The organism is Mesorhizobium sp. M6A.T.Cr.TU.016.01.1.1, assembly GCF_003952585.1.
GTDB classification, from domain to species: Bacteria; Pseudomonadota; Alphaproteobacteria; order Rhizobiales; family Rhizobiaceae; genus Mesorhizobium; species Mesorhizobium mediterraneum.
Window position 1 is genome coordinate 1,378,974 of sequence record NZ_CP034452.1, and the last position, 26,272, is coordinate 1,405,245.

Consider the following 26,272-nt stretch of genomic DNA (forward strand, 5'->3'; position numbering starts at 1 on the left):
TCGCTCAGGCAGCGCGGACCTCACGGATCGAGCTTTCCAGAATGTCGAGCGCTTCGTTCATGACGCCGTCCTGGATGGTGATCGGCGCGAGGAAGCGGATGACATTGCCATAGACGCCGCAGGTGAGCAGGATCAGGCCCTTGTCGAGCGCCTTGAGCCTGACCGCATTGGCGATCTCGGCCGACGGCAAGCCCTTCTTCACATCGTTGAACTCGACGGCGTTCATGAAGCCGGGGCCTCTGATATCGACGATCTCCGGCGTGTCGTCGCGGATCGATTGCAGCCGCTGCTTCAGCCGGTTGCCCAGCGTGTTGGCGCGGTCGCAGAGCTTTTCCTCTTCGATTACGTCGAGCACGGCATGCGCCGCGGCGACGCCGATCGGGCTGCCGCCATAGGTGCCGCCGAGCCCGCCGGGGTTCGGCGCATCCATGATCTCGGCGCGGCCGGTGACCGCCGACAGCGGGAAGCCTCCGGCCAGGCTCTTGGCCATTGTGGTGATGTCGGGCGCCACTTCGTGGTGATCCATGGCGAACATTTTTCCGGTGCGGGCGAAGCCGGTCTGCACCTCGTCGGCGATCAACAGCATGCCGTGCTGGTCGCAGATCTTGCGCAGTGCCGTCATGAAGTCGCGCGGTGCCTCGTAGAAGCCGCCCTCGCCCTGCACCGGCTCGACGATGATGGCGGCGACACGGGCCGGATCGACATCGGCCTTGAACAGCCGGTCGAGCGCGGCCAGCGAATCGGCGACCGAGACCCCGTGCAGCGCCACCGGGAACGGCGCGTGGAAGACATCGGCCGGCATGGCGCCGAAGCCAACCTTGTAGGGCACGACCTTGCCGGTCAGCGCCATGCCCATGAAGGTGCGGCCATGGAAGCCGCCGGCAAAGGCGATGACCGCCGGGCGGCCGGTGGCGTTGCGGGCGATCTTGATGGCGTTCTCTACCGCCTCGGCGCCGGTGGTGACGAAGATCGTCTTCTTGTCGAACTTGCCCGGCAGCATTCCGTTCAGCCGTTCGGCCAGTCTGACATAGCTCTCATAGGGCACCACCTGGTGGCAGGTATGGGTGAAACGGTCGAGCTGCGCCTTGACCGCCTCGATCACCTTTGGGTGACGATGGCCGGTGTTGACGACGGCGATACCGGACGAGAAGTCGATATAGCGACGGCCCTCGACATCCCAGATTTCCGAGTTTTCGGCGCGGTCGGCATAGATCTGCGTGGTCATGCCGACACCGCGCGAAATCGACTGGTTCTTGCGTTCGGAAATGGCAGAGTTCTTCATGATGTCCCTCACCGGGCCGGCGCCCGTTCTCGTTTGGTGTGTGCCAAGATCTGTTCTGACCTTATTTCACGTTTTCCTCAAGTTGGCACCGACGGCAGGCGATTGGGCCTGCCACCCATGCGTTAACTGGCGACTTAAACAAACCGCCTATACGCGTACGAGAAGAGGTTTCCTTTTTGCGGGGATCAATTATCCTCGCCCTTGTCCGCGTTGTCTTGCGGTAGAGCAGCCCGCGGTTGAGGGAGCCATGAGCAGGAACGCGACATCGTCCGCCTCGCCGCCATCGGTCAAAACCCCCAGCCATTTGCCTTTTTCCACAATACTTGCCTGCGCAATGGCAACGCTGCCTTTGCTTCTGGCCGGCTGCCAGAAGCAGGAGGCGGCGGCGAAGAAATTGCCGGTCATGGTGCGCACCGAGACGGTGGCGATCGCCAACTATGCGCCAAGGACTTCGCTCACCGGCGCGATCGCGGCGCGCACGCTGAACAATCTGTCGTTCCGAGTCGGCGGCCGCGTCGCCGAACGGCTTGTCGATGTCGGCCAGCATGTCGATCAAGGCGCCGTGCTTGCCCGCATCGATCCACAGGAACAGGAATTTGACCTGCGCTCGGCGCAAGCCGATCTCGACGCCGCGCAGGCGCAATTGACCCAGGCCGCCGCCGCCTTCGAACGGCAAAAGACACTGCTTGCCCGGGGCTACACCACCAGGCGCGACTATGATGCGGCCGAGCAGGCGTCGAAGGTGGCGCGAGGCAGCGTCGATGCCGCTCAAAGCGCGCTCGACAATGCAAAAGAGAACCTTTCCTTCACCGAACTCAAGGCGGGTGCGGCAGGCGTGATCACAGTGCGCCAGGTCGAAGCAGGGCAGGTGGTGCAGGCGGCGCAGACCGTCTTCACCCTTGCCGAGGACGGCGACCGCGATGCGGTCTTCAACGTAGAGGAAACGCTGGTCGCCAAGACGCCGGCAGCACCGGCGGTGACAATCACACTGTTGTCGGATCCGCAGATCAAGGCGATGGGCAAGGTGCGCGAAATCTCGCCAGCGGTCGATCCGGCTTCAGGCTCGATCCGGGTCAAGGTCGCCATTCCCGACACGCCCGCAGGCATGCCGCTGGGCGCGGCCGTCATCGGCTCGGTCAGCGCCCAGCCGTTGAAAGCAGTGATTCTGCCGTGGCAGGCATTGACCTTGAGCGACGGCAAGCCGGCCGTCTGGGTCGTAGATCAATCGACCAAGGCAGTGACAACGGCCCAGGTGGAGGTGCTTGCCTTTGGATCCGGCTCGGTCGTCATCGACAAGGGACTGGAGGCAGGCCAAACCGTCGTCACCGCCGGCGGCCAGTTGCTCAGCCCCGGCCAGACCGTCGAGATAGCGGGAGCGGGGCAATGAACCGGTTCCTGCGCAGCGCTACCGCGCTTGTCCCTGCCCTGTTTGGGCTGGTGCTCGGCGCCTGCTCGCAATCGGAAGAGAAGCCGCCCGAGATCATCCGACCGGTGCTGTCGGTGGTGGTCGAGCCACGCACCATAGAGACCTTCGGCTTCGCCGGATCCGTCGAACCGCAATTCAGCGCCGATCTTGCCTTCCGCCTGCTTGGCCGGGTCGTCGCCCGCGATGTCAAGGTCGGCGATATCGTCACCAAGGGCACGACGATCGCGGCGCTCGATCCGACGGCGCTGGAACTTGCCGAGCAGGCGGCGAAGGCGGAACTCTCCAACGCGCAGGCGCAATTTGCCAATGCCGCCGCCAGCGAGGAGCGCCAGCGCCAGTTGCTTGCCGCCGCCAACACCTCGCAAGCCGTCTTCGACGCCGCGCAGCAAGCCAGGCAGGCCGCCGCGGCCGGCATCGAGCGGGCCAATGCGGCCCTTGCCAAATCGCAGGAGCAGCTTGGCTATACCAGGTTGTTCTCGGACTTCGATGGCGTGGTCACCGCCGTCGGCGCCGAGGTCGGCCAGACGGTCTCGCCCGGCCAGACCGTCGTCACGGTGGCGCGCTCCGACCCGCGTGAAGCAGTCGTCGACATTCCCGACCAGTTGACCGGCGATCTCGCCGTCGGCACGCCCTTCCAGATCATCCTGCAATCGCTGCCGACGATACGCAGCGAAGCCAGGCTGCGCGAGATCGCCCCGCAAGCCGAAGGTTCGACCCGAACGCGCCGCATCCGGCTGACGCTCATCGATCCGCCGCCGGCATTCAGGCTTGGCTCGACGGTGACGGCGACCCGCATGGCCAAGATCGCGCCGACGATCGAGTTGCCGCTTTCGGCGCTGCTGGAGAAGAACGGCAGACAAAAAGTCTGGATCGTCGACCAGCAGACGTCGAGCGTGAGTGCCCGCGACATCAAAATTGCCGCCAAGGGCGCCGCCACCTTCACCGTCGCCGAGGGCCTCGATGCCGGCATGCGCGTCGTCACCGCCGGCGTCCACAGCCTGACCGAGGGACAGAAGGTCAAGATCCCTGAGGGAGGGGCTACGTGAAGGGCTTCAACCTCTCCGATTGGGCGCTGAGCCATCGTTCGCTGGTGTGGTATTTCATGCTGGTCTTCGTCGTGGCCGGCGTCTTTGCCTATCTCAATCTCGGCCGAGAGGAAGACCCCGCCTTCACCATCAAGACCATGGTCATCCAGGCCAACTGGCCCGGCGCATCGGTCAACGAGACGGTGCGGCAAGTAACCGACCGCATCGAGAAGAAGCTCGAAGAGCTCGACAGCCTCGACTATACCAAATCCGTCACCTCAGCCGGCAAGACCGTCATCTTCGTCAACCTGAAGCCGACGACCAGGGCGCGCGATGTCGTGCCGACCTGGCTGCAGGTGCGCAACATGGTCAACGACATCTGGGCGCAGTTTCCGCAAGGCGTGCAGGGACCGTTCTTCAACGACCGCTTCGGCGACGTCTACGGCAACATCTATGCCTTCACCGCCGACGGGCTGACGCCGCGCCAGTTACGCGACTATGTCGAGGATGTCAGGACAAAGATCCTGGCCGTGCCGAATGCCGGCAAGGTCGATCTGGTCGGTGCCCGGGACGAAGCGATCTACCTCGAATTCTCGACCCGCCAGATCGCGGCTCTCGGCCTCAACCAGCAGGCGATCGTGGCCAGCCTGCAGGCGCAGAACGCGATCACGCCGTCCGGCGTCATCCAGTCCGGGCCGGAGCGCATCAGCGTGCGTGTGAGCGGCCAGTTCACCTCGGAAGAGAGCCTTCGCGCCATCAATTTGCGCGTCAACGATCGCTTCTTCCGGCTGAGCGACGTGGCGACGATTTCGCGCGGCTATGTCGACCCGCCGACGGCCTTGTTCCGCTTCAACGGGCAGGACGCGATCGGCCTCGCCATCGGCATGAAGCCCAACGCCAATCTGCTGGAGTTCGGCGAGGCCCTGCACGAGGAGATGAACAAGGTGTTGGCCGACCTGCCAATCGGCGTCGGCGTGCATCTGGTCGCCGACCAGCCTGTCATCGTCGAGGAGGCGGTTTCAGGCTTCACCCGCGCCCTGTTCGAGGCGGTCGCCATCGTGCTTGCCGTGTCCTTCATCAGCCTCGGCATGCGCGCCGGATTTGTGGTGGCGCTGTCGATCCCGCTGGTGCTGGCCATCACCTTCACGGTCATGGCCTATCTCGGCATATCGCTGCAGCGCATTTCGCTCGGCGCGCTGATTATCTCGCTCGGCCTGCTGGTCGACGACGCCATGATCGCGGTGGAGATGATGGTGGCGCGGCTGGAAGTCGGCGACAATCTGCGCAAGGCGGCGACCTATGTCTACACCTCGACCGCTTTCCCGATGCTGACCGGCACGCTGGTGACGGTCGCCGGCTTCATCCCGATCGGCCTCAACAACAGCGCCGCCGGCGAATACACATTCACGCTGTTCGTCGTCATCGCCGTGTCGCTGCTGGTGTCATGGATCGTCGCGGTGCTGTTTGCACCGCTGCTCGGCGTCACCATCCTACCGGCGACGATGAAGCAGCACCATGAAAAGCCCGGCCGCTTCACCGCGCTGTTCCGGCGCATCCTCGTCGGCTCGGTGCGTCATCACTGGCTGACCATCATCGCAACGGTGCTGTTGTTCGCGGCTTCGCTGGCCGGCTTTGGCCTCGTCCAGCAACAGTTTTTTCCACCATCCGACCGGCCGGAACTGATCGTCGACTGGAACCTGCCGCAGAACTCCTCGATCGCCGAGACCCGGGACCAGATGGAGCGCTTCGAGCAGCGGGCGCTGGTCGGCAATTCCGATATCGACCACTTCAGCTCCTATATCGGCCAGGGCGCAGTTCGCTTCGTGCTGACCTATGACGTGCAGCCGGCCAATCCCTATTTCGGCCAGACCGTCATCGTCACCAAGAGCATCGAGGCGCGCAACCGGATCAAGCCGGCCCTGGAAAAGCTGCTGCGCGACGAGTTCGTCGGCACCGACGCCTTCGTCAAGCCGCTCGAGCTCGGGCCGCCGGTCGGGCGGCCGGTGCAGTACCGCGTCGGCGGTCCTGACGTCCAGACGGTACGGACGCTGGCGCAGGAATTCGCCGGCATCATTTCCGCCAATCCGAAGCTGGCCGCACCCACTTTCGACTGGAACGAGCCCGAGCGCGTGCTGAGGGTCGACGTGCTGCAGGATAAGGCACGGCAACTCGGCATCACCTCTTCGGACATTGCCAGCGCGCTGAACAGCACGGTGGGTGGCTCCACCATCACCCAGGTGCGCGACGCGACCTATCTGATCAACGTGGTGGCCCGCTCGCGCGAGGCCGAACGGGGTTCGATCGGCACGCTGCAGAACATGCAGTTGCCGACCGGGACAGGCGAGGCGATCCCGCTCGCCGCGGTGGCGAACTTCCGCTACGAGCTCGAACAGCCGACGGTGTGGCGCCGCGACCGCATCCCGACCATCACCGTGCGCGCCGGTCTGGTCGGCGACGTGCTGCCCGCCACCGTGGTCAACGAGTTGAAGCCGTCTGTCGACGCCTTCATCACCAAATTGCCGCCGGGCTATTCGATCGCCACCGCCGGCTCGGTCGAAGAAAGCGCCAACAGCCAGGGGCCGATCGCCGCCGTGGTGCCGCTGATGCTGTTTGTCATGGCGACCATCCTGATGGTGCAGTTGCAGAGCTTCCAGCGTCTGTTCCTAGTCGTGGCGGTGGCGCCGCTCGGCCTGATCGGCGTGGTGGCGGCACTGGTGCCGAGCGGGGCGCCGCTCGGCTTCGTCGCCATCCTCGGCGTGCTGGCGCTGATCGGCATCCTGATCCGCAACTCGGTCATCCTGATCGTGCAGATCGAGCAACTTGTCGCCGAGGGCAAGGACCGCTGGGCGGCCGTCATCGAGGCGACCGAGCACCGCATGCGGCCGATCGCGCTAACGGCGGCGGCCGCCAGCCTGGCGCTGATCCCGATCGCACGCGAAGTGTTCTGGGGGCCGATGGCCTATGCCATGATGGGCGGCATCATCGCCGGCACGGCGATCACACTGCTGTTCTTGCCGGCGCTCTATGTGACGTGGTTCAGGATCAAGGAGCCTAAGACGACGCCGGAAGACGACACGAGCGCAAACGGTGGCGACGAGGTTCCTATAGGCAGCGTGGCCTGACAGGGCGCTTGCGAATTGCGTCGCGTTCCTTCGCGCCCCCCTCTGTCGTGCCGGACATCTCCCCCACAAGGAGGGAGATCTGCGGTTTCGGCGCCGCGCTCACTCCTGTGACGATAGGCGAAGCCATCGATGACGGCCAATCTCCCCACCTGTGGGGGAGATGTCCGGCAGGACAGAGGGGGGCGCGACGGAGCTCGACGCAGAAAACTACACCCTCACAAACCCTTCGCTCGCCCTGAGCAGGTTGCGCGTGTAGTCCTTCGTCACGTGACGCCGGACGAGATCGTCCGCGGTGAGGTGTTCGACCGCCTCGCCATTCTGCATCACCATCAGCCGCTCGCACATATGGGTGATGATGGCGAGGTCGTGGCTGACCATCAGGAAGGTCAGCTTGCGCCGACGCCGGATCTCTTCCAGCAGGTTGAGCACTTCGGTCTGCACCGAAGCGTCGAGTGCAGAGGTCGGCTCGTCGAGCAGCAGGATCGAGGGTTCGAGGATCAAGGCACGCGCGATCGCCACGCGCTGGCGCTGACCGCCCGACAATTGATGCGAATAGCGGAAGCGGAAGCCGGTTCCCAGGCCGACCTCGTCGAGCGCCCGCTGGATGCGCTTTTCACTATCGGCAAAGCCGTGGATGGCGAGCGGTTCCTGCAGCAGGCGATCGACGGTCTGGCGCGGATGCAACGAGCCGTAAGGGTCCTGGAAGACCATCTGCACCTCACGATAGAAAGCCTTGTCACGGCGCGCGCCGAGTCTTTTTCCGTTGACGGTGATGCTGCCCGAAGCGGCCGGTGCGAGGCCGGCGATTGCCCTGAGAAGCGTCGATTTGCCGGAGCCGGATTCGCCGACCAGGCCGAAGGATTCGCCTGACAGCACGTCGAGGCTGACGCCCTTCAGCGCGCGAAAACGGTCGAAGATCACCTCCAGCCTGTCGACGGAAAGGGCCGAAGTCATGCCGCCCACTCCGGCTTGCGGTCGAGCACGGGCAGCGGGTGGCGGTCGGCACCGATCTTGGGCATGCAGTTGAGCAGCCCGCGCGTATAGGGATGCTGGGCGCGGCCGAGTTCCGACGCCTTGAGCTGTTCGACGACCTTGCCGGCATACATGACGATCACCCGGTCGCAGAAGGACGAGACCAGGCGCAGATCGTGCGAGATGAAGATCAGCCCCATGCCGCGCTCGCTGACCAGCTTGTCGAGGATGCCGAGCACGTCGAGCTGCACGGTGACGTCCAGCGCCGAGGTCGGCTCGTCGGCGATCATCATTTCCGGCCCGGCAATCAGCATCATGGCGATCATGGCGCGCTGGCCCATGCCGCCCGAGACCTCGTGCGGATGCAGGTCGAAGACACGGGCCGGATCACGGATCTGCACGGCCTCCAGCATGGCGAGCGCGCGGTCGCGGGCTTCGGCCTTGCCGACCTTCTCATGCGTGCGCAGCGTCTCGACGATCTGGCGGCCGATGCTCATCACCGGGTCGAGCGAATATTTCGGATCCTGCAGGATCATGGCGATGCGTTTTCCGCGCAGCGCCCGGCGGTCGCGGGGCGGCGCTGCAAGCAGGTCGATGCCGTCGAAGGCAAGTTTGTTGGCAGTGACCTCGGCCTGCGGCGGGGTCAGGCCCATGATGGCGCGGCCGGTCTGCGACTTGCCGGAACCGCTCTCGCCGACGATGCCGAGCCGCTCGCGACCAAGCGAGAAGGAGACGCCGCGCACTGCCTCGATCAGGCCGGTGCGCGTCGGAAAGGTGACGCGCAGATCGTCGACCTCCAGCAGCGTGCTCATTGGTCGCTACTCATTGATCACCACTCATTGGTCACCACTCCGGGGGTCGAGGGCGTCGCGCAGGCCGTCGCCGAGCAGGTTGAAGCCGAGGCTGACGAAGAGGATGGCAAAGCCCGGTGCACCGGCCACCCACCACTGATCGAGCACGAAGCGGCGGCCCGACGCGATCATCGCGCCCCATTCCGGCAGCGGCGGTTGCGCGCCGAGGCCGAGGAAGCCGAGACCGGCGGCGGTCAGGATGATGCCGGCCATGTCGAGCGTCACCCTGATGATCAGCGACGAGATGCAGAGCGGCATGATGTGGCGAAGCACGATGCGGAACGGCGAGGCACCCATCAATTGCACCGCCTTGATGTAATCCGAATTGCGCACGGTGAGCGTTTCGGCGCGGGCAATGCGCGCGTAAGGCGGCCACGAGGTGATGGCGATGGCGAGCACTGCGTTCTCGATGCCGGGGCCAAGTGCGGCGACAAAGGCCAGCGCCAGGATCAGCTTCGGAAAGGCCAGAAAGATGTCGGTGATGCGCATCAGGATCGCATCGATCCAGCCGCCGGCATAGCCGGCGACCGTGCCGACCAGCAGGCCGATAGGGGCGGCAATGACGGCGACGAGAATGACGACGTAGAGCGTCCATCGCGAGCCGAAGATGACGCGCGAAAGGATGTCTCGGCCGAGGTCGTCGGTGCCGAACCAATGCTCGGCACTCGGCGCCAGGAGGCGCGAGCCCTTGAGGTCGCCGATTGTCGGCGAATAGGGCGCCAGCACATCGGCAAAGGCCGCGACCACCAGCAAAGCGATGATGATGAGCAGGCCGAGAAACGCCAGCCGGTTGGCGGAAAAGCGCCGCCACGCCACATAGGCGCGGCCGAGCCTTGCCTGCATGCGCGATGCCGGCCGCTCGCTGAGCAACCAGTCGCGACGGCTTTGTATCGCCTCTGCGCTCATCTCACTTTGGTCCTCGGATCGAGCACTCGGTAGAGCAGGTCGGACAGGAGATTGATGCCGATGAAGACCGAGCCGATGACGATGGTGCCGCCGAGCACCGCGTTCATGTCGGCGTTCTGCAGGGAATTGGTGATGTAGAGGCCGATACCCGGCCATGAAAACACGGTCTCGGTCAGCACCGAGCCTTCGAGCAGGCCGGCATAGGAAAGCGCAATCACGGTGACCATCGGCACCGCCGCGTTGCGCAGCGCGTGCCCCCAGATGATGCGTGTCTCCGACAGGCCTTTGGCGCGCGCTGCGACGATGTATTCCTGGGCAAGCTCGTTCAGCATGAACGAGCGAGTCATCCGGCTGACATAGGCAAGCGAGAAATAGCCGAGCAACGAGGCCGGCAGGATGATGTGGCGAAAGGCATCGAAAAACACATCCCACTGCCGCTGCCACAGAGCATCCAGAAGATAGAAGCCGGTGATCGGCGTGAAGGTGTATTCGTAGACGATGTCGAGGCGGCCGGGAAAAGCCACCCATTGCAGCTTGGCATAGAACAGCACAAGCGCCAGCAATCCCAGCCAGAAGATCGGCACGGAGTAGCCGACCAGGCCGATGATGCGCACGATCTGGTCGATGATGCTGCCGCGCTTGACGGCGGCCAGCACGCCGAGCGGCACGCCGATCACCGAACCGATCAGCGTCCCCAGCGTCGCCAACTCGATCGTCGCCGGAAAGGCGCGGCGGATGTCGGTCATCACCGGATTGGTGGTCAGCACCGATGTGCCGAAATTGCCGTTCAGGGCATTCTTCACATAGATGTAGAACTGCTCGATCAGCGGCAGGTCGAGCCCCATCTCGCGGCGTGTGCGCTCGACGACATTGGCCGGCGCCCGGTCGCCGAGCACCGCCAGCACCGGGTCGATCGGGATCACCCGGCCGATGAAGAAGGTCACCGCGAGAAGACCGAGATAGGTGGTTATCGCGATGACCAGGAAGCGGGCGATCGACGACGCGACAGCGACAGCACGGGCGCTGCCGCGCCCTGCCGTCGCTTCGCTTTCAACAGTGCTCATGCGGCGCGTCCGCCGGCATCATTCCTTGGAGATCTGGCCGACGAAGTTGGTGTCGAAGCTCGGGCCGAGCGCGAAGCCCTTGAGGTTCTTGCGCAGGCCGGCCACTTCCAGCTGCTGGTGAACGATGATGAAAGGACTGGTTTCGAGGATCTTCTTCTGCAGATCCTGGTACATTGCGGCGCGCTTGGCCGGATCCTTCTCGAGCAAGGCTGCTTCGGTTTCCTTGCTCAAGTCCGGAATGTCCCAGGCGTTGCGCCAGGCCAGCGTCTTGGTCTTGCCTTCATCCGAATTGTCGGGGTTGCTGGCGAAAGTCTGGGCGTTGGAGTTTGGATCGAAATAATCCTGGCCCCACTGGCCGATATAGATGTCATGGTTGCGGGCGCGGTATTTCGTCAGCGTCTGCTTGCCGTCGCCGGGAATGATCTCCAGCTTGACGCCGGCCTGTCCCAGCGTCTGCTGGAACGATTCCGCCATGCCGGTCACCGGCTGGGTGTTGCGCACGTCCATGGTGACGCTGAAACCGTCGGCGAGACCGGCCTTGGCGAGCAGTTCCTTGGCCTTGGCGAGATCGAATTTGAACGGGTTCTCGTCCAGTTCGCCGAGCACGCCTTTGGGCAGGAAGGTCTGGTGGATCTCACCGATGCCCTTGAGGATGGTCGTGCTCAAGGCATCATAGTCGACGAGATATTTGAAGGCCTGGCGAACCTCTGGCTTGGCGAGGTTCGGGTTCTTCTGGTTGAGGCTGATGTAATAGACCGTGCCTTTCGGCGCGCTGGTGGTGGTGAGATCGGCGTTCTTGGCGATGGCGTCGAGGTCGTTCGGCTCGAGATTGCGGGCAACGTCGATGTCGCCGGCCTCGAGCGCCAGGCGCTGGCCCGAGCTTTCCTTCATGTTGCGGTAGATGACGCGGGCAAGCTTGGCCTTTTCGCCGTGATAATTGTCGTTGCGCTCCATCACGACGACCTCGTTGGCCCGCCATTCGCGCAGCTTGAAGGCGCCGGAGCCGGCATAGCCGGTCTTCAGCCAGGCGTTGCCGAAATCGTTGTCGTATTTGTAGTCGGCACTCGGCGTGACCGCGGCGACGTGTTCCTTGACCAGCTTGGCGTCGACGACCGAGGCGACCGTTGCCGACAGACAGTTCAAGACGAAGCTCGGCGCATAGGCCTTGTCGACGGTGAACTGGAACGTCGTGTCATCGACGGCCTTGGCTTTGTCGGCAACGTTGTCGCCATTGATGCCGAACTGCCCGATGATGAAGGCCGGGCTCTTGTCGAGCTTGATGGCGCGCTCGAACGAATAGGCGACGTCGGCCGCCGTGATCGGATTGCCCGAGGCAAATTTCAGGCCGGGCTTGAGCTTGAAGGTGTAGACCAGGCCGTCGTCGGAGACAGTCCAGCTTTCGGCAAGATCGCCCTTGACCTTGGACGTATCGCTCAAGTCGAGGCGGACAAGCAGATCGTAGGTGTTGCCGGTGACCTCGGCGGTCGACAGCTCGAACGCTTCGCCCGGATCCATGGAGATGATGTCGTCGACGGCGAAACCCTCGACCAGCGTGTCGGCGGGCGTGACCGCAAAGGCAGGCGCGCCGGCCAGAAGCAGCGCGGACATGGCTGCGCCCGCGAGCAAGAAGCGGGAGCGTAGAGCAAACTTTTCCATCATCATTTTTAACTGTTCCCTGTTTTTGTTGACCTGAGTTCCCGGCTCAGGGTTGCAGCGTTCTTTGCCACATCGGCCCGAAAATCGGAATCGATTTTCGGAAAGCACGATGTGTAGTCCAAAGTCTTAGAGCGTCCTTTGCGCGTCCAACGGACGCGCGGCGCTCTAACCGAACGATGGCCCCTGGACCGGTTGTCGCGGCAATTTTCGCCCAGTTCCGCCTCACCATATCCGGCGCTTTCAAGCACGGCAACGAGCATTTGCAAAGCTGTTGGTTGGGCCAGATCGGCAGCCACCACGGCCGTGGCGCGACACCCGGAGTGCAGCTATTTCAACGCGGTGACCAAATCGGCGTCGGGAAAACAGGTGGCAGTGCGACCGTTGCTGGCCTGCCACTTGCCGATCGACCGGCGCGTCTTGAAACCGGGCAGTCCGTCGGCGCTGCCGACATCGTAGCCCTTGGCCTCCAGCGCCCGCTGCAAGGCGGCGATGTCCGACCTGTGGAGCCCGCCGACGGCGCCCCAGCTGCCGGAAAAATTGCTGTCGCCATGGGCGATGCGATCAGCGCCGTGGCCGATGAACAGGGCGTAGAGATCGCTGGTGTTGTATTGCTTCAGCACGTAGAAATTGGGAGTGACGATGAAGGCTGGACCGCTGCGCCCGGCCGGCATCAACAGAAAACCTTCGGCCTTTAATTCACGCGCCGGAAACGGTCTTGCCGCGACCCGCTTGATGCCCATATCAGCCCAGTCGGAAATCCTCTTGCCCTGGTCCGGACCTTCGAGCGAGCAGGAAACCGTCTCAGGCACAGTCACCTCGAAACCCCAGCCGCGGCCCTTCACCCAACCATAGTGGACGAGATAGTTGGCGATCGAGGCCAGCGTGTCCGGCACCGAGTTCCAGATGTCGGCCCGACCATCGCCATCGAAATCGACGGCATGGTTCAGGAACGAACTCGGCATGAACTGCGGCTGGCCGAGCGCGCCTGCCCAGGACGACTTCATCGCGCTGACAGGGGCCAGCCCACGCTCGACGATCTCGAGCGCTGCGAGCAACTCGGTGCGAAAGAAGTCCTTCCTGGTCGCCATGAACGCCTTGGTGCCCAGCACTTCGAAAGCATCGTAAGGCATTTTCGCCGCGCCGAAGCCGGTCTCGCGGCCCCAGATCGCCAGCAGCACCTCGCCCGGCCCGCCGTAGCGTTTCTCGATCGCGGCGATCGTCCTGGCATTGGCCGCCGCGCGCGACCGACCGCCTGATGTGACGGCGCGAACCGTCTTTTCGGCGAAATAGGCGCCGGGCGAACCGAACTCCGCCTGATGCTGCTTCTGCGGTGTCGTCGCTTTTTTGCCCGGCATCACCAGGTCGGGCAGTTTGAGGTTCGGCTTGACGCCGTCGAAGGCGGCGTCGAAGGTTTTTCTGGAGATGCCTTTGGCGTTGGCTTCGGGCCAGAGGTCGCCTTGCAGCCAAGCGTGAAACTGGTCGTCGATTTTTGCTGCGGAGGCGGGGGTGGCGAGGAGGAGGGCAACGAGCGTAGCAAGAAAGAACGCCAATCCGCAAAGTCGACGTTCTGTCGCGCCCCCCTCTGTCCTGCCGGACATCTCCCCCACTTGGGGGGAGATTGGCAGCTTTGGCGATGGCAGCTTTTCTCCAGCGTTGAAGGTTAGCGAAAGCCGGCGTGACGTCCGATCTCCCCCCGTGTGGGGGAGATGTCCGGCAGGACAGAGAGGGGCGCGAAAGAATGCAATCATCTCAAGAATACCCCTCCCCCAATCGCCTCAAAACGCCGTACGCGAGCGCAGCGCCGCGGCCAGCGTGCCTTCGTCGAGATAGTCGAGCTCGCCGCCGACCGGCACGCCATGCGCCAGCCGCGTTACCTTGATGTCGAAGCCGGACAATTGGTCGGTGAGATAGTGCGCGGTGGTCTGGCCCTCGACCGTGGCGTTGACGGCGAGGATCACCTCCTTGACCTCGCCGCCGGCGACGCGGTCGACCAGCGAGCGGATGTTGAGCTGCTCGGGGCCGATGCCGTCGAGCGGCGACAACGAGCCGCCGAGCACGTGGTAGCGGACATTCATGGCGGCCGCCCGCTCCAGCGCCCACAGGTCGGCCACGTCCTCGACGACGATGAGCGTGCCGGGGTCACGGCGCGGATCGGTGCAGATCATGCAGGGATCGGACGTGTCGACATTGCCGCAGGTCGAGCAGATGCGCACCTTGTCGACCGCCTCGCTCATGGCGGCGGCGAGCGGCGCCAGCAGCTGCTCCTTCTTCTTGATGAGGTGGAGTGCGGCTCGCCTGGCCGAACGGGGACCGAGCCCCGGCACCTTGGCCAGGAGCTGGATCAGGCGTTCGATCTCGGGACCGGCGATTCGCTTCGACATCGCATCGGTTTAGGATTTTTCAATGGGTTTTGAAACACCGCAGCGGCGGGTGATGTTCAACGCAACGACGCTGCTGCGGGACAATCGCGTCGGCTTGCGCCGCCCCTCATTGCCCTGCCGGGCATTTCTCCCCGTATAGTGACTGGGAGAAAGGGCAGACCGCGACCTCGGCACCCTTCCTGCAAGGCTGACGATTGGCGAAATCATCGACGAGAGCGTCCTTCTCCCCGTCACTAATACGGGGAGAAGATGGCAGCCAGATGAGGGGCGGCGCCGACGTCGACCGCCTCAGTTTTCTTCCAGCGGCCGGGTCTGGCCGGCGATCATCGCACCGATGGCGTCGGTGTTCTCGGGGGTCGATTCAAACGCCATTGTCGGCTCGGCCGACGCGGCCGGGAACGAGGTGACAGGCCGGGTGTCGGCCGTGCCGCCGAAACGGGCCGCGTCCGGCTCCTGCATCGGTTCTTGCATCGCAATAAGGGTCGCCTTCTGTGGCGTCACCTTCTCCAGAGTCGGCTCTACCGGCTGCGATGCGATCGCGGTCACATAGGTTGCCTTGGCGGGTGTTGCTTTGGGAACCGGCGCCGCGGAGGCGACGAGCGTCACCGGAGCGGTGGCCGCCGGCGCCCGCGGCGTCGCTTGTGCCACCGCGACCGTGGGCTCGTCCGGCAGCGGCTTCCAGTTCCGGCCGCGCTTTTCATAGAAGGCGTTGCCGCCGGCAACCATGGTGTAGTGCATGTTCTTGTAGGGGAAGCGCAGGCCGGCGGTGTGAAAGAACATCGTGTTCTTCAGCTTGGCCTTGCGCTCGCCCTTGAGCACCGCCTCGGCGGCCTCCTCGACATCGGGCATCGCCTTCGAATTCATCCGCCGTGTCATCACGCCCGGCGCAAACTGCCCGCGCTCGCCGACCACCTGACAGATGGTGTTGCCGTGCTTGCCGGAGCGCAGCCGGTTCATGACCACGGTGCCGACGGCAATCATGCCGTCACGGCTCGACCGGTTGGATTCGAAGAACATCGCGCGCTGGAGGCACTCCTTGTCCTTCGCTGTGTGACTGGAGGGCCGGGACCTGACGGCATCGGTCAGACTGGCCACGGACAGGCCATGCGAGGTGGTCTGACTGCAGGCGGCCAAAAACAGCGGAGAGGTGACGACGCCGAGCAACAACGGCATCTTCCATCGGGTAGAGATCAACAGGTATCCCCTCGTTTCTGCTGCCAGCCCGCCCAGGCTGCGGCAAGAATGAGACACTTTCAGGCAAAAAGATGGCTAAAGCGTTATTAAGCGGAAAGTGGCGGAATAGACACACCCGATAGATGGCAGATTTAACTGGCTGACGGCACGAACCGTTGCCCGGGTTCGGCCTCATCGAACTCCTCCGAAAACAGCCCGCGTTGCAGGAACAGCATCCGTGCGACCGTCGCTTTCGGCGCAATCTGCCGCGGCCAGCCGCTTTCGACGAACTCAGCCTTGGTGAAATCGGGCATAGCCACGCAGGCTTCTTCTAGAAGATGGGCGATTTCCAGCACGATGGCACGTTCATCCTTCGACAGGACGGGCATGCCGGATTCGATGGACGGACGATGGAGGAAATCGTCGAAGAGATTGAAATAGCCATTGATTCCAACGAGCTTCACGCCCGCGTCGCAGTCGGCCAGGATCTCCAGGATCTCATAGATCCTGTTTCGGAGGCGCTGCTCTATCAACCTGGCTGATGGCTCTTTGGTCATGGCGCCGCTGAACGCTAAAGCTCAGATCTAGAACGGCAGCTTCATTCCCGGGGGTATCGGCAGTCCCGCGGTCAGTGCCTGGGTCTTTTCCTGCATCATCTGCTCGACCTTGGCCCTGGCGTCATTGTGGGCGGCGAGAAGCAGATCCTCCAGAATCTCGACCTCGTCCTCCTTGAACAGAGACGGGTCGATTTTCAGCGACTTCATCTCGAATTTGCCGGTCAGCGTCACGCTGACCAAGCCGCCGCCGGCCTGCCCGGTGGCTTCCAGCGTGGCGATCTCGTCCTGCATGGCCTGGAACTTGGCCTGCATTTCCTTCGCTTTGCCCATCAGGCCGAGAAGATCTTTCATCGCGTGGTCCTCTAGATTGATCTGTATCAGGTTTCGTCGTCGTCCGCCGCCGGCTCGACCGGAACTTCGGCCTCGACCGCATCGGCTTCCGGTGCGTCGGGAATGCGCACGTCGATGATCTTGGCGCCGGGAAACCGCGCCAGGATGGCGGCGACGGTCGGGTCGCTCTTGGCATCGAGGAGGGCGTTTTCGCGTTTGGTCGATTCCATCTCGGCCAGTGTCTGGCCGCCCTCTTCCTTCGACAGCGACACCAGCCAGCTGCGGCCGGTCCAGGCGCGCAATTTGGCGGTCAGCTCATTGAGCAGCATCTTCGGCGCGTCATCGGTCAGGCTGACGTCGATGCGGCCCGGCTCGATGCGCACCAGGCGCACGCAGCGCTTCACCAGCACCTTGAAGGCCATGTCGCGCTGGGCGTCGGCAAGCGCGACGATGTCGGCCAGCGATTTCACCGGCACCGCCGGCGCATCCGCAACCGGCTCCGGCGCGGGAACGAAGGCTGCCGGCATCGGCTCGGGCTCGACCAGCCGCATGGTCTGCGCGCCGCCATTGGCCGTCGGCATCCGCGTCTGCGCCACGGCGCTGGCGCCGCCGCCATTACCGGGGCTTGCCGGGCCAGAATATGCGGGGCCAGAGCTTGCGGGCGCACCATTCGAGCGTGGCGCGCCGTTCGGCACCAATGCTGCGCCCTCCAGCGATTTCAATGCCTCGTCCAATGTCGGCAAGTCGGCGGCATGGGCCAGCCGGATCAGCACCATTTCGGCGGCGCTGACCGGCCGATTGGAAGACTGCACCTCGGGAATGCCTTTCAACAGCATCTGCCAGGTCCGCGACATTACCCTGACCGACAGCGCCTTGGCGAAGTCGGCGCCGCGCCGGCGCTCGTCCTCGGACAGCGAGGCGTCATCGAGGGCAGTCGGCACGAAGCGCAGTCGCGTGACGAGGTGGTTGAACTCGGCAAGGTCGGTCAGCACCGCGGCCGGATCGGCGCCGGTATCGTATTGGTTGCGGAACTCGGCCAAGGCGGCCGCCACGTCGCCCTTCATCACATGTTCGAACAGGTCGACGATGCGGGCGCGGTCGGCCAATCCGAGCATGGCGCGCACCGCCTCTGCACTGACAGTACCGCTGCCATGGGCGATCGCCTGGTCGAGGATGGACAGCGAATCGCGTGCCGAGCCTTCGGCCGCACGGGCGATCATCGCCAGCGCGTCGTCATCGACCGCAATGCCTTCTTTGCCGGCAATCGAGGAGAGATGCGCGACCAGCGCGCCGGCATCGATACGCCTGAGGTCGAAGCGCTGGCAGCGCGACAAAACGGTGATCGGAACTTTTCTGATTTCGGTGGTGGCGAAGATGAATTTGACGTGCGGCGGCGGCTCTTCCAGCGTCTTCAGCAGGCCGTTGAAGGCCTGGGTCGAGAGCATGTGCACTTCGTCGATGATGTAGACCTTGTAGCGCGCCGACACCGGCGCGTAGCGCACGCGCTCGATGATGTCTCTGATGTCGTCGATGCCGGTGTGCGAGGCGGCGTCCATCTCGATGACGTCGACATGGCGGCCTTCCATGATCGCCTGACAGTGCTCACCCGGAACGGCAAGATCGACCGAAGGCTGGTCGACGGTCGATGTTTTGTAGTTGAGCGCCCGCGCGAGTATGCGCGCCGTCGTCGTCTTGCCGACACCGCGCACGCCGGTCAGCATCCAGGCCTGGGCGATGCGGCCGGTGGCGAAGGCGTTGGTGAGGGTGCGGACCATCGGCTCCTGGCCGATCAGCTCGGAGAAGTTCGCAGGACGGTATTTGCGCGCCAGAACGCGATAGGCGGCGGCCTTTTCCGTTCCCGAATTTCCGGCTTCGCTCATTCGCCCGTAAAGCTCCAAGGGCCGCCGCTGTAGGCGGCCGATTCCTGCGCATAGTTTCGCCCGCAGGGCTTGGCGCCGTCAATGTCGCGGGAGAAAGGCGAAGAGGCGGGAGGCTGGAACAATGACCCGTTCCGGGCTCGTTAGGGCTGCTTCCTTCCGGACCTGACCCGGTTGGCGAGTGGACCGTCCACCACCAACCTCCCGTTCTCCATATCGGCAATTCGGCGATGAAATGCAAGTGCGCAGGATCAATCAGCAGGGGTGACGCCGAAAGCTGAAACAAAAAAACCCGCCTCGGAAGGCGGGTCATCGGCGCAAATCAGCACCATGCCCAAATCAATAGCATAACTGCCGTCACGGAGCAATGATTCGCTTGCCGCCCTCTTGCGGCCCCCGGCAGCCGCTTTAGCGTTCATGACGTTTAAAAAACACTACAAAAGCGAAGGAAACGCCGATGTTGCCGGGCCTCAAGGCCGGATTCACGCTGGATGCTCGTCTGGAGACGGACAGCGAACAGTTGATGTGGCTCGGGCTGTGCGAGTTGCGGGTGATGAACGATCGCCGCTGGCCGTGGCTGCTTCTGGTGCCGCAGCGACCGGGTGTGGAGGAAATCCACGATTTGACGCCGCTCGACCAGGCGATGCTGACCTTCGAGACCAATATGGTGGCGCAGGCTCTGAAGAGGGTGACTGGCTGCACCAAGATCAACACCGGCGCACTCGGCAACATCGTGCGCCAGTTGCATGTCCATGTCATCGCGCGCTCGGAAGGTGATCCCGGCTGGCCGGGCCCGGTGTGGGGCCACGGCCTGCGCGAGCCTTATCAGCGCCCGGACCTGCGCCGGTTTGCGCAACAGATAAAGGCGGCGCTATAAGCCTGTCCCGTGTCCATCCTGGAATCCAGAGTCTCCCATGAGCTTCCGCCTGTTTGACGCGCCCTTGCGCGAGCCGAGCCAGTTCGTCGGCTTCGCCGGCAATATGATCGACCGGCAATCCGAAAACCGCGCCGACGATTCCGTCGAAAAGGCACTCGCCGATCCCTCAGCCAGGCTTTTGCTGATGCATGGCGGGCGCCTTTATCTGAAGCTCGTTGGCGACGGCTTCGACCCCTGGTTCGGCGCCGAGGAGAGCCAGCCGCTCCAGGCGTCGCTCGACCATGGCGTCCTGCTCGGTTTTTCCGACAGCGGCCCGGTACTCGCCGTTCCGGCAGGCATCGATCCCGAACAATTGCCGGAGACGATCAAGGCCATCGACTATCGCTCGGTCTACATGCAGGGGCTGATCGACGAAGCGGCGGCCGGCGCCATGGCGCAAGGGGCGGCGCTGCTCGCCTGGCATGCCAGCCACCGCTTCTGCAGCAAATGCGGCAATGAAGCCGAAATGCGGGCCGGAGGCTACAAGCGGCTTTGCCCGGCCTGCGCCACCGAGCATTTTCCGCGCACCGATCCGGTGGCGATCATGCTGACGGCGACGCGCGAAAAATGCCTGCTTGGCCGCGGCCGGCATTTCGCGCCGGGGATGTATTCGGCGCTTGCCGGCTTCATCGAGCCGGGCGAGACGATCGAGGCGGCTGTGCGCCGTGAAACGCTGGAGGAGGCCGGCATCAGGCTTGGCCGCGTCGTCTACCACGCCAGCCAGCCCTGGCCGTTTCCCTATTCGCTGATGATCGGCTGCTTCGGCGAGCCGCTCAACGACGACATCCAGGCCGACCTCAACGAGCTGGAAGACTGCCGCTGGTTCTTTCGCGACGAGGTGCTCTCGATGCTGGCCCGCGAGCATCCGGGCGGCCTGGTCACGCCGCCGAAGGGGGCGATCGCCTATAACCTCATCCGCGCCTGGGCCGACAGCGCGTAAAGGTTTGTGGGACCAAAATGACTGGGCCATTTGGGTCAGAGCCTTCGGGCTTCGGCGCGGTTGCAGCGATATTGCAACTGCACCGAACCCTCGACCCTGACCCAAATCCGCCCCACCACAACACTTCAATCCGAGCAAGAATGCTGCAGGTCGGCCATAGCGATCGCCCGTCTGCCGCTATTGGAACTTCGATAGCCCGGTCTGAATAAGTTTGACGCCGGCCTGACGGAATGCGCCTCCGAGCGCCTCGTTGACAACCTGCGCTGCCGCGCTCTCGAACCGGACGCCCATTACCGCCAGGTCGGCGCCACTCAACTGCTCCTGCCACCACGGCGGCGGTGGAACGGGCTTAGGGAATTTGAGCCTGAGGCCGTTGCCGCAAAGATCGTCGACATACTGCAGAAGACGGCCGCTGACGATGATGATGCCGCGCTGTTCCCCCTGCTGCGGCAGCCAGTCCGCGATTTCCTGAGCAGACGCTGCGCGCTCTATCAACCCGTCGGCCAGAGCGGCGGCGAAGGCGATGCGGGGCGGTAGCGGCTGCGGATTGAGCGCCGCCCGAACCAGGGGGCCGCCAAGGATATCCCACAGTTCAGGATGCCGCTGGGCGATGACGTGAAACAGTGAGTGCCAGGGCTCCGGATGTGGACCGAACCATGCCATTCGCTGCAAGGCGGCAAAGATGATTGGATCCCAGGGACCTCGCGGCTGCGGTTCGTCTGGATTCGGATAGCTGCCCAGCAGGTCGCGGACGAAAGAAACAAACATGTCTCGCGAAATGCTGCCTGAGAGATGAGAAGATGAAACGTCATGCATGGTGAACCTCCGAGCAGTGAATTGTGCCCGCACGACCATGCGAGAAGCGCACTTACGGATGGCATACGGATGGGTGAATTCCGTTGCTTGCGTCTGCATCCATGGCTTTGGAAAGAAGGCTATCGAACTGCGCCGTTTGAATTTCGATGGCTTTTTCGCCTAGTCGAAATGCGGGCGGGCGGCTACAAGCGACACTGCCCGGCCTGCGGCACCGAGCATTTTCCGCGCACCGACCCGGTGGTGATCATTTGTCCATCACCTGATCCGCGCCTGGGCCGACAGCGCGTAAACGCTATGGGGAGCAGAAATTGATCCGTCACACTGTGGTGTTCAGGCTGAAGCACAGGGAGAACTCGGCCGAGGAGGTGAAATTCCTCACTGATGCGAAAGTGCTCGCGGCGATATCGGGTGTCGAGAAATTCGAGCAGTTGCGGCAGGTCAGCCCGAAGAACGATTATCGTTTCGGCTTCTCGATGGAGTTCGCCGACGAGGCCGCCTATTCCCGTTACAATGACCATCCCGACCACGTCGCCTTCGTCCGCGATCGCTGGATCCCGGAGGTCGAGGCGTTTCTCGAGATCGACTACGAGCCGCTGACCTAGGACCAAAAATCCAATCGCTCTGAACGAGCAAGTTCGAACAGACGACGCCTGGCTCACCTGCCGCTCGGCGCGAGCAGGTAAGCCAGGTCGCCGCTTATCACTGGCCTGACGCATGCTGGTGGGACGCACCGGGGTTGTGATGCTCACAGGTCACCCGCGGGTTGAACTGGGCGAAGATGCCGTTCGGGTTTGCTCGATAGAGCCAGACGTGCCGGTCGTGATGCGGCTCGAAATTATGCGCCTCATCCGCAGGCGTCGCCGGGTCGTCGATCATAGTGTCCCAGGGAATGCCGTGGAACGACGGCGGGGCGTCGTGGCCGGCTTCCTTCCACGCTTTCGCGAAGACGAGATTCTCCACCGCGATCAGCTCGAGCGATCCGTCGGCCTGCGGCTCGTAGACGAGGACCGCGGGCTTGCCGAAGTCCGTGTGCGTCCCTGTGCCGTCGACACGCGGATTGGGCGGAGCGGTGATGCCGAGCATATCGGGGCGAAAGTAGTGGAGGCCCATAGCCCCTAATTTCTGCGGCTGTCCCGTCATTTCGGCGGTCTCGCACATGTTGGCAGGATCGCGGATGTAGCCCTCCGCGAGCGCGACGTTGACATTGCGGAACCGCTCCGTTGCATGGCGGATTTCGGCAAGGCTCGGCTCGCCGGGCGCGGGGAACGACGATGCGTCGATCCGCGCTGCCTCCGCCGGTGTCAGCGGAGCGGCCGGGGCGGCGGCGGTGGTAGTCATGATCGCGATTGCAGACGCGACCAAGGTTGTTGATCTTGAGCTCATCTGGATGCTCCTGTATTCCTAGGCTTCTACGAAACATCTCGGCTTTGGCTGACGTAGAAAGTGAGTCTGCGATGGAAATATTTACTCGCTTCCACGTCCCGAGGCAGCTTGGCTACCACCACAATGTTTTCGCCGTATGTCTTGACTGTTTCATTTGAAATACATCAACTTGTTGAGTTGATAATTCCCTGTGGCGGACGGCATCAGCGCGCGCGATTGCGTCGCGCCGAGGATCGGCAGAGCCGCCTTATCGATCAATCCGATCTGCGCAAGCCAGCAGTACGCGTCCGCGGTAGAGGTGTCGTCATTTCCTCGTCAGGAGTGAGAATTGAATGGTAGGAGGGGTGAAGGAGCGACCGCTCCGCGCTATGACGCGGATGCAGACGGCAGAGATGCCGGAACCTGTTCACTCGCCTGCCGCACCAGTTGCTCGACCCTCTGCCGCAATGCCTCTTCCGGCAGCGTCAAATCGAGCGGATCCCCGTAGGGCTGGTCGAAGGCCATGCCGGTCGGCCAGTAGACTTCGACAAGATTTCCCTCAGGGTCTTCGAAATAGAACGCAAGCGATACACCGTGATTGAAGGCCATCTTAATCGGCAGCCCCATGTCGACGATGCGCGTGTAGGCGGCGCGCAGATCGGCCAATGTGCCGACCTTGAATGCGATGTGGCGCAAGGCAGGATTGGTGAAGATAGCGATCTGATGGGACTCTTCGGCCGGATCGCTGCTCAGGAAGGCGGTGGCGCCGAACGGGTTTTCTTCGCCACTGCCACCGACCACCTGAAGGCCGAGGACATCCTCATAAAATCGCGCAAGCGCAGCCGGGTTTTCGGCGACCATGCCGACGTGGCGAAGACCAACGATCCGTGGCGCGGTCGGCCTGCCTGTTTTCTTCGTAGTCATGGTGACAAACTCCGTGTTGACTCAAATTCCGTCCGCTCGGTCGATCCGATGCGAACGACGGCGGGGGCGAAAATTCGCGGAGAACGTTACATTCTGATTTCAGGAGGGCAGGAGTCTGCTTTCAATTGAAACACCTTCCGCGACCCGCCTGTCATGTACATGGCCGGTCGCCTCGTGATGGTGTGCAAAAGGGCCGACTCCAGTCATCGCGCGAACGTCCGCTTTGGGAAACAACGAGAATGTCTGTCCACCCAAAGCGGACCGCGACGCTAAGGGTAAACTGCCCTTTGCGATCGCCGGGGCGGGCCGGACGCTGCCGGGGTGGAGAAAAGCGATTGGCTACCTATTTCGGAAGGGAGCGGATGGGGAAGGCCGAAATCTTGGCTTCAAGGCGAAAGGAACCCGCAATGGCGAAGAATACGATCTGCCTCTGGTACGATAAGGACGCCGAGGCTGCCGCCCGCTTCTACTCCGCGACCTTTCCTGACAGCGTGGTGAGTGCCGTGCACCATGCACCCAGTGACTACCCAGCCGGCAAGGAGGGCGACGTGTTGACGGTCGACTTCACAGTTGCGGGCATTCCTTGTCTCGGCCTCAACGGTGGTCCCGCTTTCAAGCACAACGAAGCCTTCTCGTTCCAGATCGCCACCGACGATCAGGAGGAGACCGACCGCTACTGGAATGCCATCGTCGGCAATGGCGGCCAGGAGAGCGCGTGCGGCTGGTGCAAGGACAAGTGGGGCGTTTCCTGGCAAATCACGCCGCGCGTCCTGACTGAAGCGCTGGCGGCTGGCGGCGACGAAGCAAAGCGCGCGTTTGATGCCATGATGACCATGAGGAAAATCGACGTCGCCGCGATCGAGGCGGCGCGGCGCGGTTGACGGCCCATCGCGATTTGCGGCCAAATCGCTGCCAGAGCTTGCCCGCTCGCCACCCAGTGCTCGTCAATCGTGCGTGACCGCCGCAACGGAGGCGCGTAGCGCCCCGGCGAAGTCGGGATGGCCATAGAGGTCGTTGTGGCCAGCCGCTATGGCGATGTGGCTGCGCAAATCACGGGCGGCCTCGCGCAGAGGTGCCGAGCGTGCCGCTGGAACGATGGTGTCGTTCTCGGCGACGATGACGGCCGTGGGCACATCGAGGTCGCGCAGAGATTCTGCCGCTTCCATGCGGTGCCGCAGCAAGAGGCGCACCGGCAGCCAGGGATAGTGGTGGGCGGCGAGTTCCTTCAGCGAGTCGAAGGGCGTCACCATGACAATGCCGCGCAAGGGCCGGACGGTCGCCAGATCGACCGCAACCGCAGCGCCGATGCTAAGGCCGATGGCGACGATGCCGGCTTTGGCGTCGGTGGCCAGGTGGTCATGGGCGCGTCGGGCGTCCTCGAACAGGGCGGAGGCTGACGGGCTTCCGCTGCTCGGCGCATATCCGCGGTAGTGCAGCGCCGCGACCTCATGTTCGGGGAATAGCTGGTGCAGCATGAGGGCAAGCGCGTCGGCATTCCAGGCATTGCCGGCGAACCCCAGCAGGAGCGGGCGTGGCTCGGCCTGTCTTGCCGGCAGGCGCACCAGAACGAAGCGCTCGCCATCCTGCGTCGCCAACTCGACATGGCGGGCCCCGGCCGGCAGATCGGGTCCGAAAGCCGCAAAGCCGGCCGGAAAGATCAGCCAGGACTGAAGCACATACGCGACGGCGACAACCGCCGCATACAATCCAGCGGCTGCGAGCGCCAGTTTCAGGAGCCACATGCCAGGAATGTCGCCCGGCACTCGTCATCTGGCAAGGCGCCAGGTCAGGACGCCGCAGAGCTCTCGATGAATGCTAGCTAATCCGCCACCTTCCATTGCTCGCGCGATTCGCTGGCGGGATAGACACCCAGGATCCGCATTTCGCGCGAGAAGAAGCGCAGCTCGTCAAGCGCCAGCTTCACCAGCGGATCGTCGGGATGGCCCTCGATATCGGCATAGAACAGCGTCGCCGTGAAGGCGCCGAGCTGGTAGCTCTCCAGCTTGGTCATGTTGATGCCGTTGGTGGCAAAGCCGCCCATCGCCTTGTAGAGCGCGGCCGGCACGTTGCGGACGCGGAAGATGAACGTCGTCATCATCTTGGCGGCGTCGGATGGGCGTTCCGCCCATTGCCTGTTCTTCGTCAGCACGACGAAGCGGGTGACGTTGCTGTCGGTGTCCTCGACATTCTCCTCGATGATGTCGAGCCCATAGAGCGTCGCGGCCAGCGCCGGGGCAAGCGCCGCCATAGTGCGATCTTTCACCTCGCCGACCAGCTTGGCCGAACCCGCCGTGTCGCCGGCGACCACCGGCTTCCAGCCGTTCTTGCGGATGTATTTGCGGCACTGGCCGAGCGCATGGATATGGCTGTGCACGGTCTTGATCTCGTCGCGCCTGACGCCCGGCAAGACCATCAGCTGGAAATGGATCGGCAGGAAATATTCGCCGACGATGTGCAGCTTCGATTCCGGCAGGAGATGGTGGATGTCGGCAACGCGGCCGGCAATCGTGTTCTCGATCGGGATCATGGCGAGGTCGGCCTTGCCGGTCTCGACCGCGTTGAAGGCATCCTCGAAGGTCGGGCACGGCAACCGCTCCATATCAGGGAACATGTTGCGGCAGGCGGTGTCTGAATTGGCGCCCGGCTCGCCCTGGAAGGATATTCTGTTGGTTTTTTCAGGCATGCCAAATGT

The 26,272-nt window shown here is 63.5% G+C and carries 24 protein-coding genes, 1 other RNA gene and 1 pseudogene; 8 read left to right on the plus strand and 18 right to left on the minus strand.

The features are described 5' to 3' along the window. Positions 1-4 precede the first annotated feature (4 nt). A complete protein-coding gene (locus tag EJ075_RS06365) occupies positions 5-1,282 on the minus strand; it encodes a 4-aminobutyrate--2-oxoglutarate transaminase (RefSeq protein WP_126103764.1) in 1,278 nt (425 codons plus the stop codon). Positions 1,283-1,529: 247 nt separating this feature from the next. Between EJ075_RS06365 and EJ075_RS06370 the strand changes: the two genes are divergently transcribed. From EJ075_RS06370 to EJ075_RS06380, 3 genes are read left to right on the plus strand one after another with little or no spacing between them, the layout of a single operon-like run. Next, positions 1,530-2,669 (plus strand): efflux RND transporter periplasmic adaptor subunit, encoded by a 1,140-nt coding sequence (locus tag EJ075_RS06370; RefSeq protein ID WP_126103765.1) that lies wholly within the window; start codon positions 1,530-1,532, stop codon positions 2,667-2,669. After that, positions 2,666-3,754 carry an efflux RND transporter periplasmic adaptor subunit gene (locus EJ075_RS06375; RefSeq protein ID WP_185928202.1) on the plus strand — a complete coding sequence of 363 codons (1,089 nt, stop codon included), beginning with the start codon at positions 2,666-2,668 and terminating at the stop codon, positions 3,752-3,754. The genes EJ075_RS06370 and EJ075_RS06375 overlap by 4 nt, the downstream gene beginning before the upstream one ends. Beyond that, entirely contained in the window at positions 3,751-6,855 is a 3,105-nt protein-coding gene (locus EJ075_RS06380) for an efflux RND transporter permease subunit (protein WP_126103766.1), read from the plus strand. The genes EJ075_RS06375 and EJ075_RS06380 overlap by 4 nt, the downstream gene beginning before the upstream one ends. 207 nt (positions 6,856-7,062) lie before the next feature. On the opposite strand, the gene EJ075_RS06390 is transcribed toward EJ075_RS06380, so the two are convergent. The 12 genes from EJ075_RS06390 to ffs form a co-directional block, all read right to left on the minus strand. Beyond that, positions 7,063-7,809 carry an ABC transporter ATP-binding protein gene (locus EJ075_RS06390; protein WP_126103767.1) on the minus strand — a complete coding sequence of 249 codons (747 nt, stop codon included), beginning with the start codon at positions 7,807-7,809 and terminating at the stop codon, positions 7,063-7,065. Then, a complete protein-coding gene (locus tag EJ075_RS06395) occupies positions 7,806-8,639 on the minus strand; it encodes an ABC transporter ATP-binding protein (protein ID WP_126103768.1) in 834 nt (277 codons plus the stop codon). Before EJ075_RS06395 ends, EJ075_RS06390 begins: the two co-directional genes overlap by 4 nt. A 24-nt stretch (positions 8,640-8,663) precedes the next feature. Then, on the minus strand, positions 8,664-9,584 hold the full coding sequence (gene nikC / locus EJ075_RS06400) for a nickel transporter permease (protein WP_126103769.1): 921 nt from the start codon (positions 9,582-9,584) through the stop codon (positions 8,664-8,666). Beyond that, a complete protein-coding gene (locus EJ075_RS06405; protein WP_126103770.1) occupies positions 9,581-10,648 on the minus strand; it encodes an ABC transporter permease in 1,068 nt (355 codons plus the stop codon). Before EJ075_RS06405 ends, nikC begins: the two co-directional genes overlap by 4 nt. A gap of 18 nt (positions 10,649-10,666) precedes the next feature. After that, on the minus strand, positions 10,667-12,310 hold the full coding sequence (locus EJ075_RS06410) for an ABC transporter substrate-binding protein (RefSeq protein WP_126103771.1): 1,644 nt from the start codon (positions 12,308-12,310) through the stop codon (positions 10,667-10,669). Positions 12,311-12,630: 320 nt separating this feature from the next. After that, positions 12,631-13,902, minus strand: a complete 1,272-nt coding sequence (locus tag EJ075_RS06415; protein WP_126107257.1) for a lytic murein transglycosylase — start codon at positions 13,900-13,902, stop codon at positions 12,631-12,633. A 177-nt stretch (positions 13,903-14,079) separates the two neighbouring features. Then, positions 14,080-14,685: a recombination mediator RecR gene (gene recR, locus EJ075_RS06420; RefSeq protein ID WP_095487818.1), complete on the minus strand. Its 606-nt coding sequence runs from the start codon at positions 14,683-14,685 to the stop codon at positions 14,080-14,082. Between the two features lie 288 nt (positions 14,686-14,973). Further along, positions 14,974-15,879 (minus strand): cell wall hydrolase, encoded by a 906-nt coding sequence (locus EJ075_RS06430; RefSeq protein ID WP_126103772.1) that lies wholly within the window; start codon positions 15,877-15,879, stop codon positions 14,974-14,976. 131 nt (positions 15,880-16,010) lie between these two features. Then, positions 16,011-16,415, minus strand: a complete 405-nt coding sequence (locus EJ075_RS06435) for a hypothetical protein (RefSeq protein ID WP_126103773.1) — start codon at positions 16,413-16,415, stop codon at positions 16,011-16,013. 27 nt (positions 16,416-16,442) lie between these two features. Further along, complete coding sequence (locus EJ075_RS06440; RefSeq protein ID WP_023802083.1) at positions 16,443-16,766, minus strand: YbaB/EbfC family nucleoid-associated protein; 324 nt, start codon at positions 16,764-16,766, stop codon at positions 16,443-16,445. Positions 16,767-16,792: 26 nt separating this feature from the next. After that, a complete protein-coding gene (locus tag EJ075_RS06445; protein ID WP_126103774.1) occupies positions 16,793-18,625 on the minus strand; it encodes a DNA polymerase III subunit gamma/tau in 1,833 nt (610 codons plus the stop codon). Between the two features lie 105 nt (positions 18,626-18,730). Further along, positions 18,731-18,827: signal recognition particle sRNA small type (gene ffs / locus EJ075_RS06450), an RNA gene on the minus strand. Positions 18,828-19,079: 252 nt separating this feature from the next. On the opposite strand from ffs, the gene EJ075_RS06455 reads away from it, so the two are divergent. Continuing rightward, positions 19,080-19,499 (plus strand): HIT family protein, encoded by a 420-nt coding sequence (locus tag EJ075_RS06455; protein WP_095487812.1) that lies wholly within the window; start codon positions 19,080-19,082, stop codon positions 19,497-19,499. Positions 19,500-19,536: 37 nt separating this feature from the next. Next, positions 19,537-20,478, plus strand: coding sequence for an NAD(+) diphosphatase (gene nudC / locus EJ075_RS06460; protein ID WP_095487810.1), 942 nt, complete (start codon positions 19,537-19,539; stop codon positions 20,476-20,478). A gap of 177 nt (positions 20,479-20,655) precedes the next feature. Here nudC and EJ075_RS06465 read toward each other — a convergent pair whose 3' ends face one another. Then, positions 20,656-21,294, minus strand: a complete 639-nt coding sequence (locus EJ075_RS06465; RefSeq protein WP_126103775.1) for a hypothetical protein — start codon at positions 21,292-21,294, stop codon at positions 20,656-20,658. Positions 21,295-21,459: 165 nt separating this feature from the next. Here EJ075_RS06465 and EJ075_RS06470 point away from each other — a divergent pair. Together EJ075_RS06470 and EJ075_RS06475 are read left to right on the plus strand one after the other, a co-directional pair. Then, a pseudogene (locus EJ075_RS06470) lies at positions 21,460-21,543 on the plus strand (NADH pyrophosphatase zinc ribbon domain-containing protein); the annotation flags it as partial. 59 nt (positions 21,544-21,602) lie between these two features. Continuing rightward, entirely contained in the window at positions 21,603-21,896 is a 294-nt protein-coding gene (locus tag EJ075_RS06475; protein WP_095487804.1) for a Dabb family protein, read from the plus strand. Between the two features lie 97 nt (positions 21,897-21,993). Here EJ075_RS06475 and EJ075_RS06480 read toward each other — a convergent pair whose 3' ends face one another. Next, a complete protein-coding gene (locus tag EJ075_RS06480; protein WP_245458115.1) occupies positions 21,994-22,632 on the minus strand; it encodes a hypothetical protein in 639 nt (212 codons plus the stop codon). 411 nt (positions 22,633-23,043) lie between these two features. After that, entirely contained in the window at positions 23,044-23,580 is a 537-nt protein-coding gene (locus EJ075_RS06485) for a VOC family protein (RefSeq protein ID WP_126103777.1), read from the minus strand. Between the two features lie 407 nt (positions 23,581-23,987). Between EJ075_RS06485 and EJ075_RS06490 the strand changes: the two genes are divergently transcribed. Continuing rightward, a complete protein-coding gene (locus EJ075_RS06490; RefSeq protein WP_126103778.1) occupies positions 23,988-24,461 on the plus strand; it encodes a VOC family protein in 474 nt (157 codons plus the stop codon). Between the two features lie 63 nt (positions 24,462-24,524). On the opposite strand, the gene EJ075_RS06495 is transcribed toward EJ075_RS06490, so the two are convergent. Together EJ075_RS06495 and EJ075_RS06500 are read right to left on the minus strand one after the other, a co-directional pair. Beyond that, positions 24,525-25,322: a hypothetical protein gene (locus tag EJ075_RS06495; RefSeq protein ID WP_126103779.1), complete on the minus strand. Its 798-nt coding sequence runs from the start codon at positions 25,320-25,322 to the stop codon at positions 24,525-24,527. Positions 25,323-25,399: 77 nt separating this feature from the next. Then, positions 25,400-26,263 carry a prephenate dehydratase gene (locus EJ075_RS06500; RefSeq protein ID WP_095487796.1) on the minus strand — a complete coding sequence of 288 codons (864 nt, stop codon included), beginning with the start codon at positions 26,261-26,263 and terminating at the stop codon, positions 25,400-25,402. Positions 26,264-26,272 lie beyond the last annotated feature (9 nt).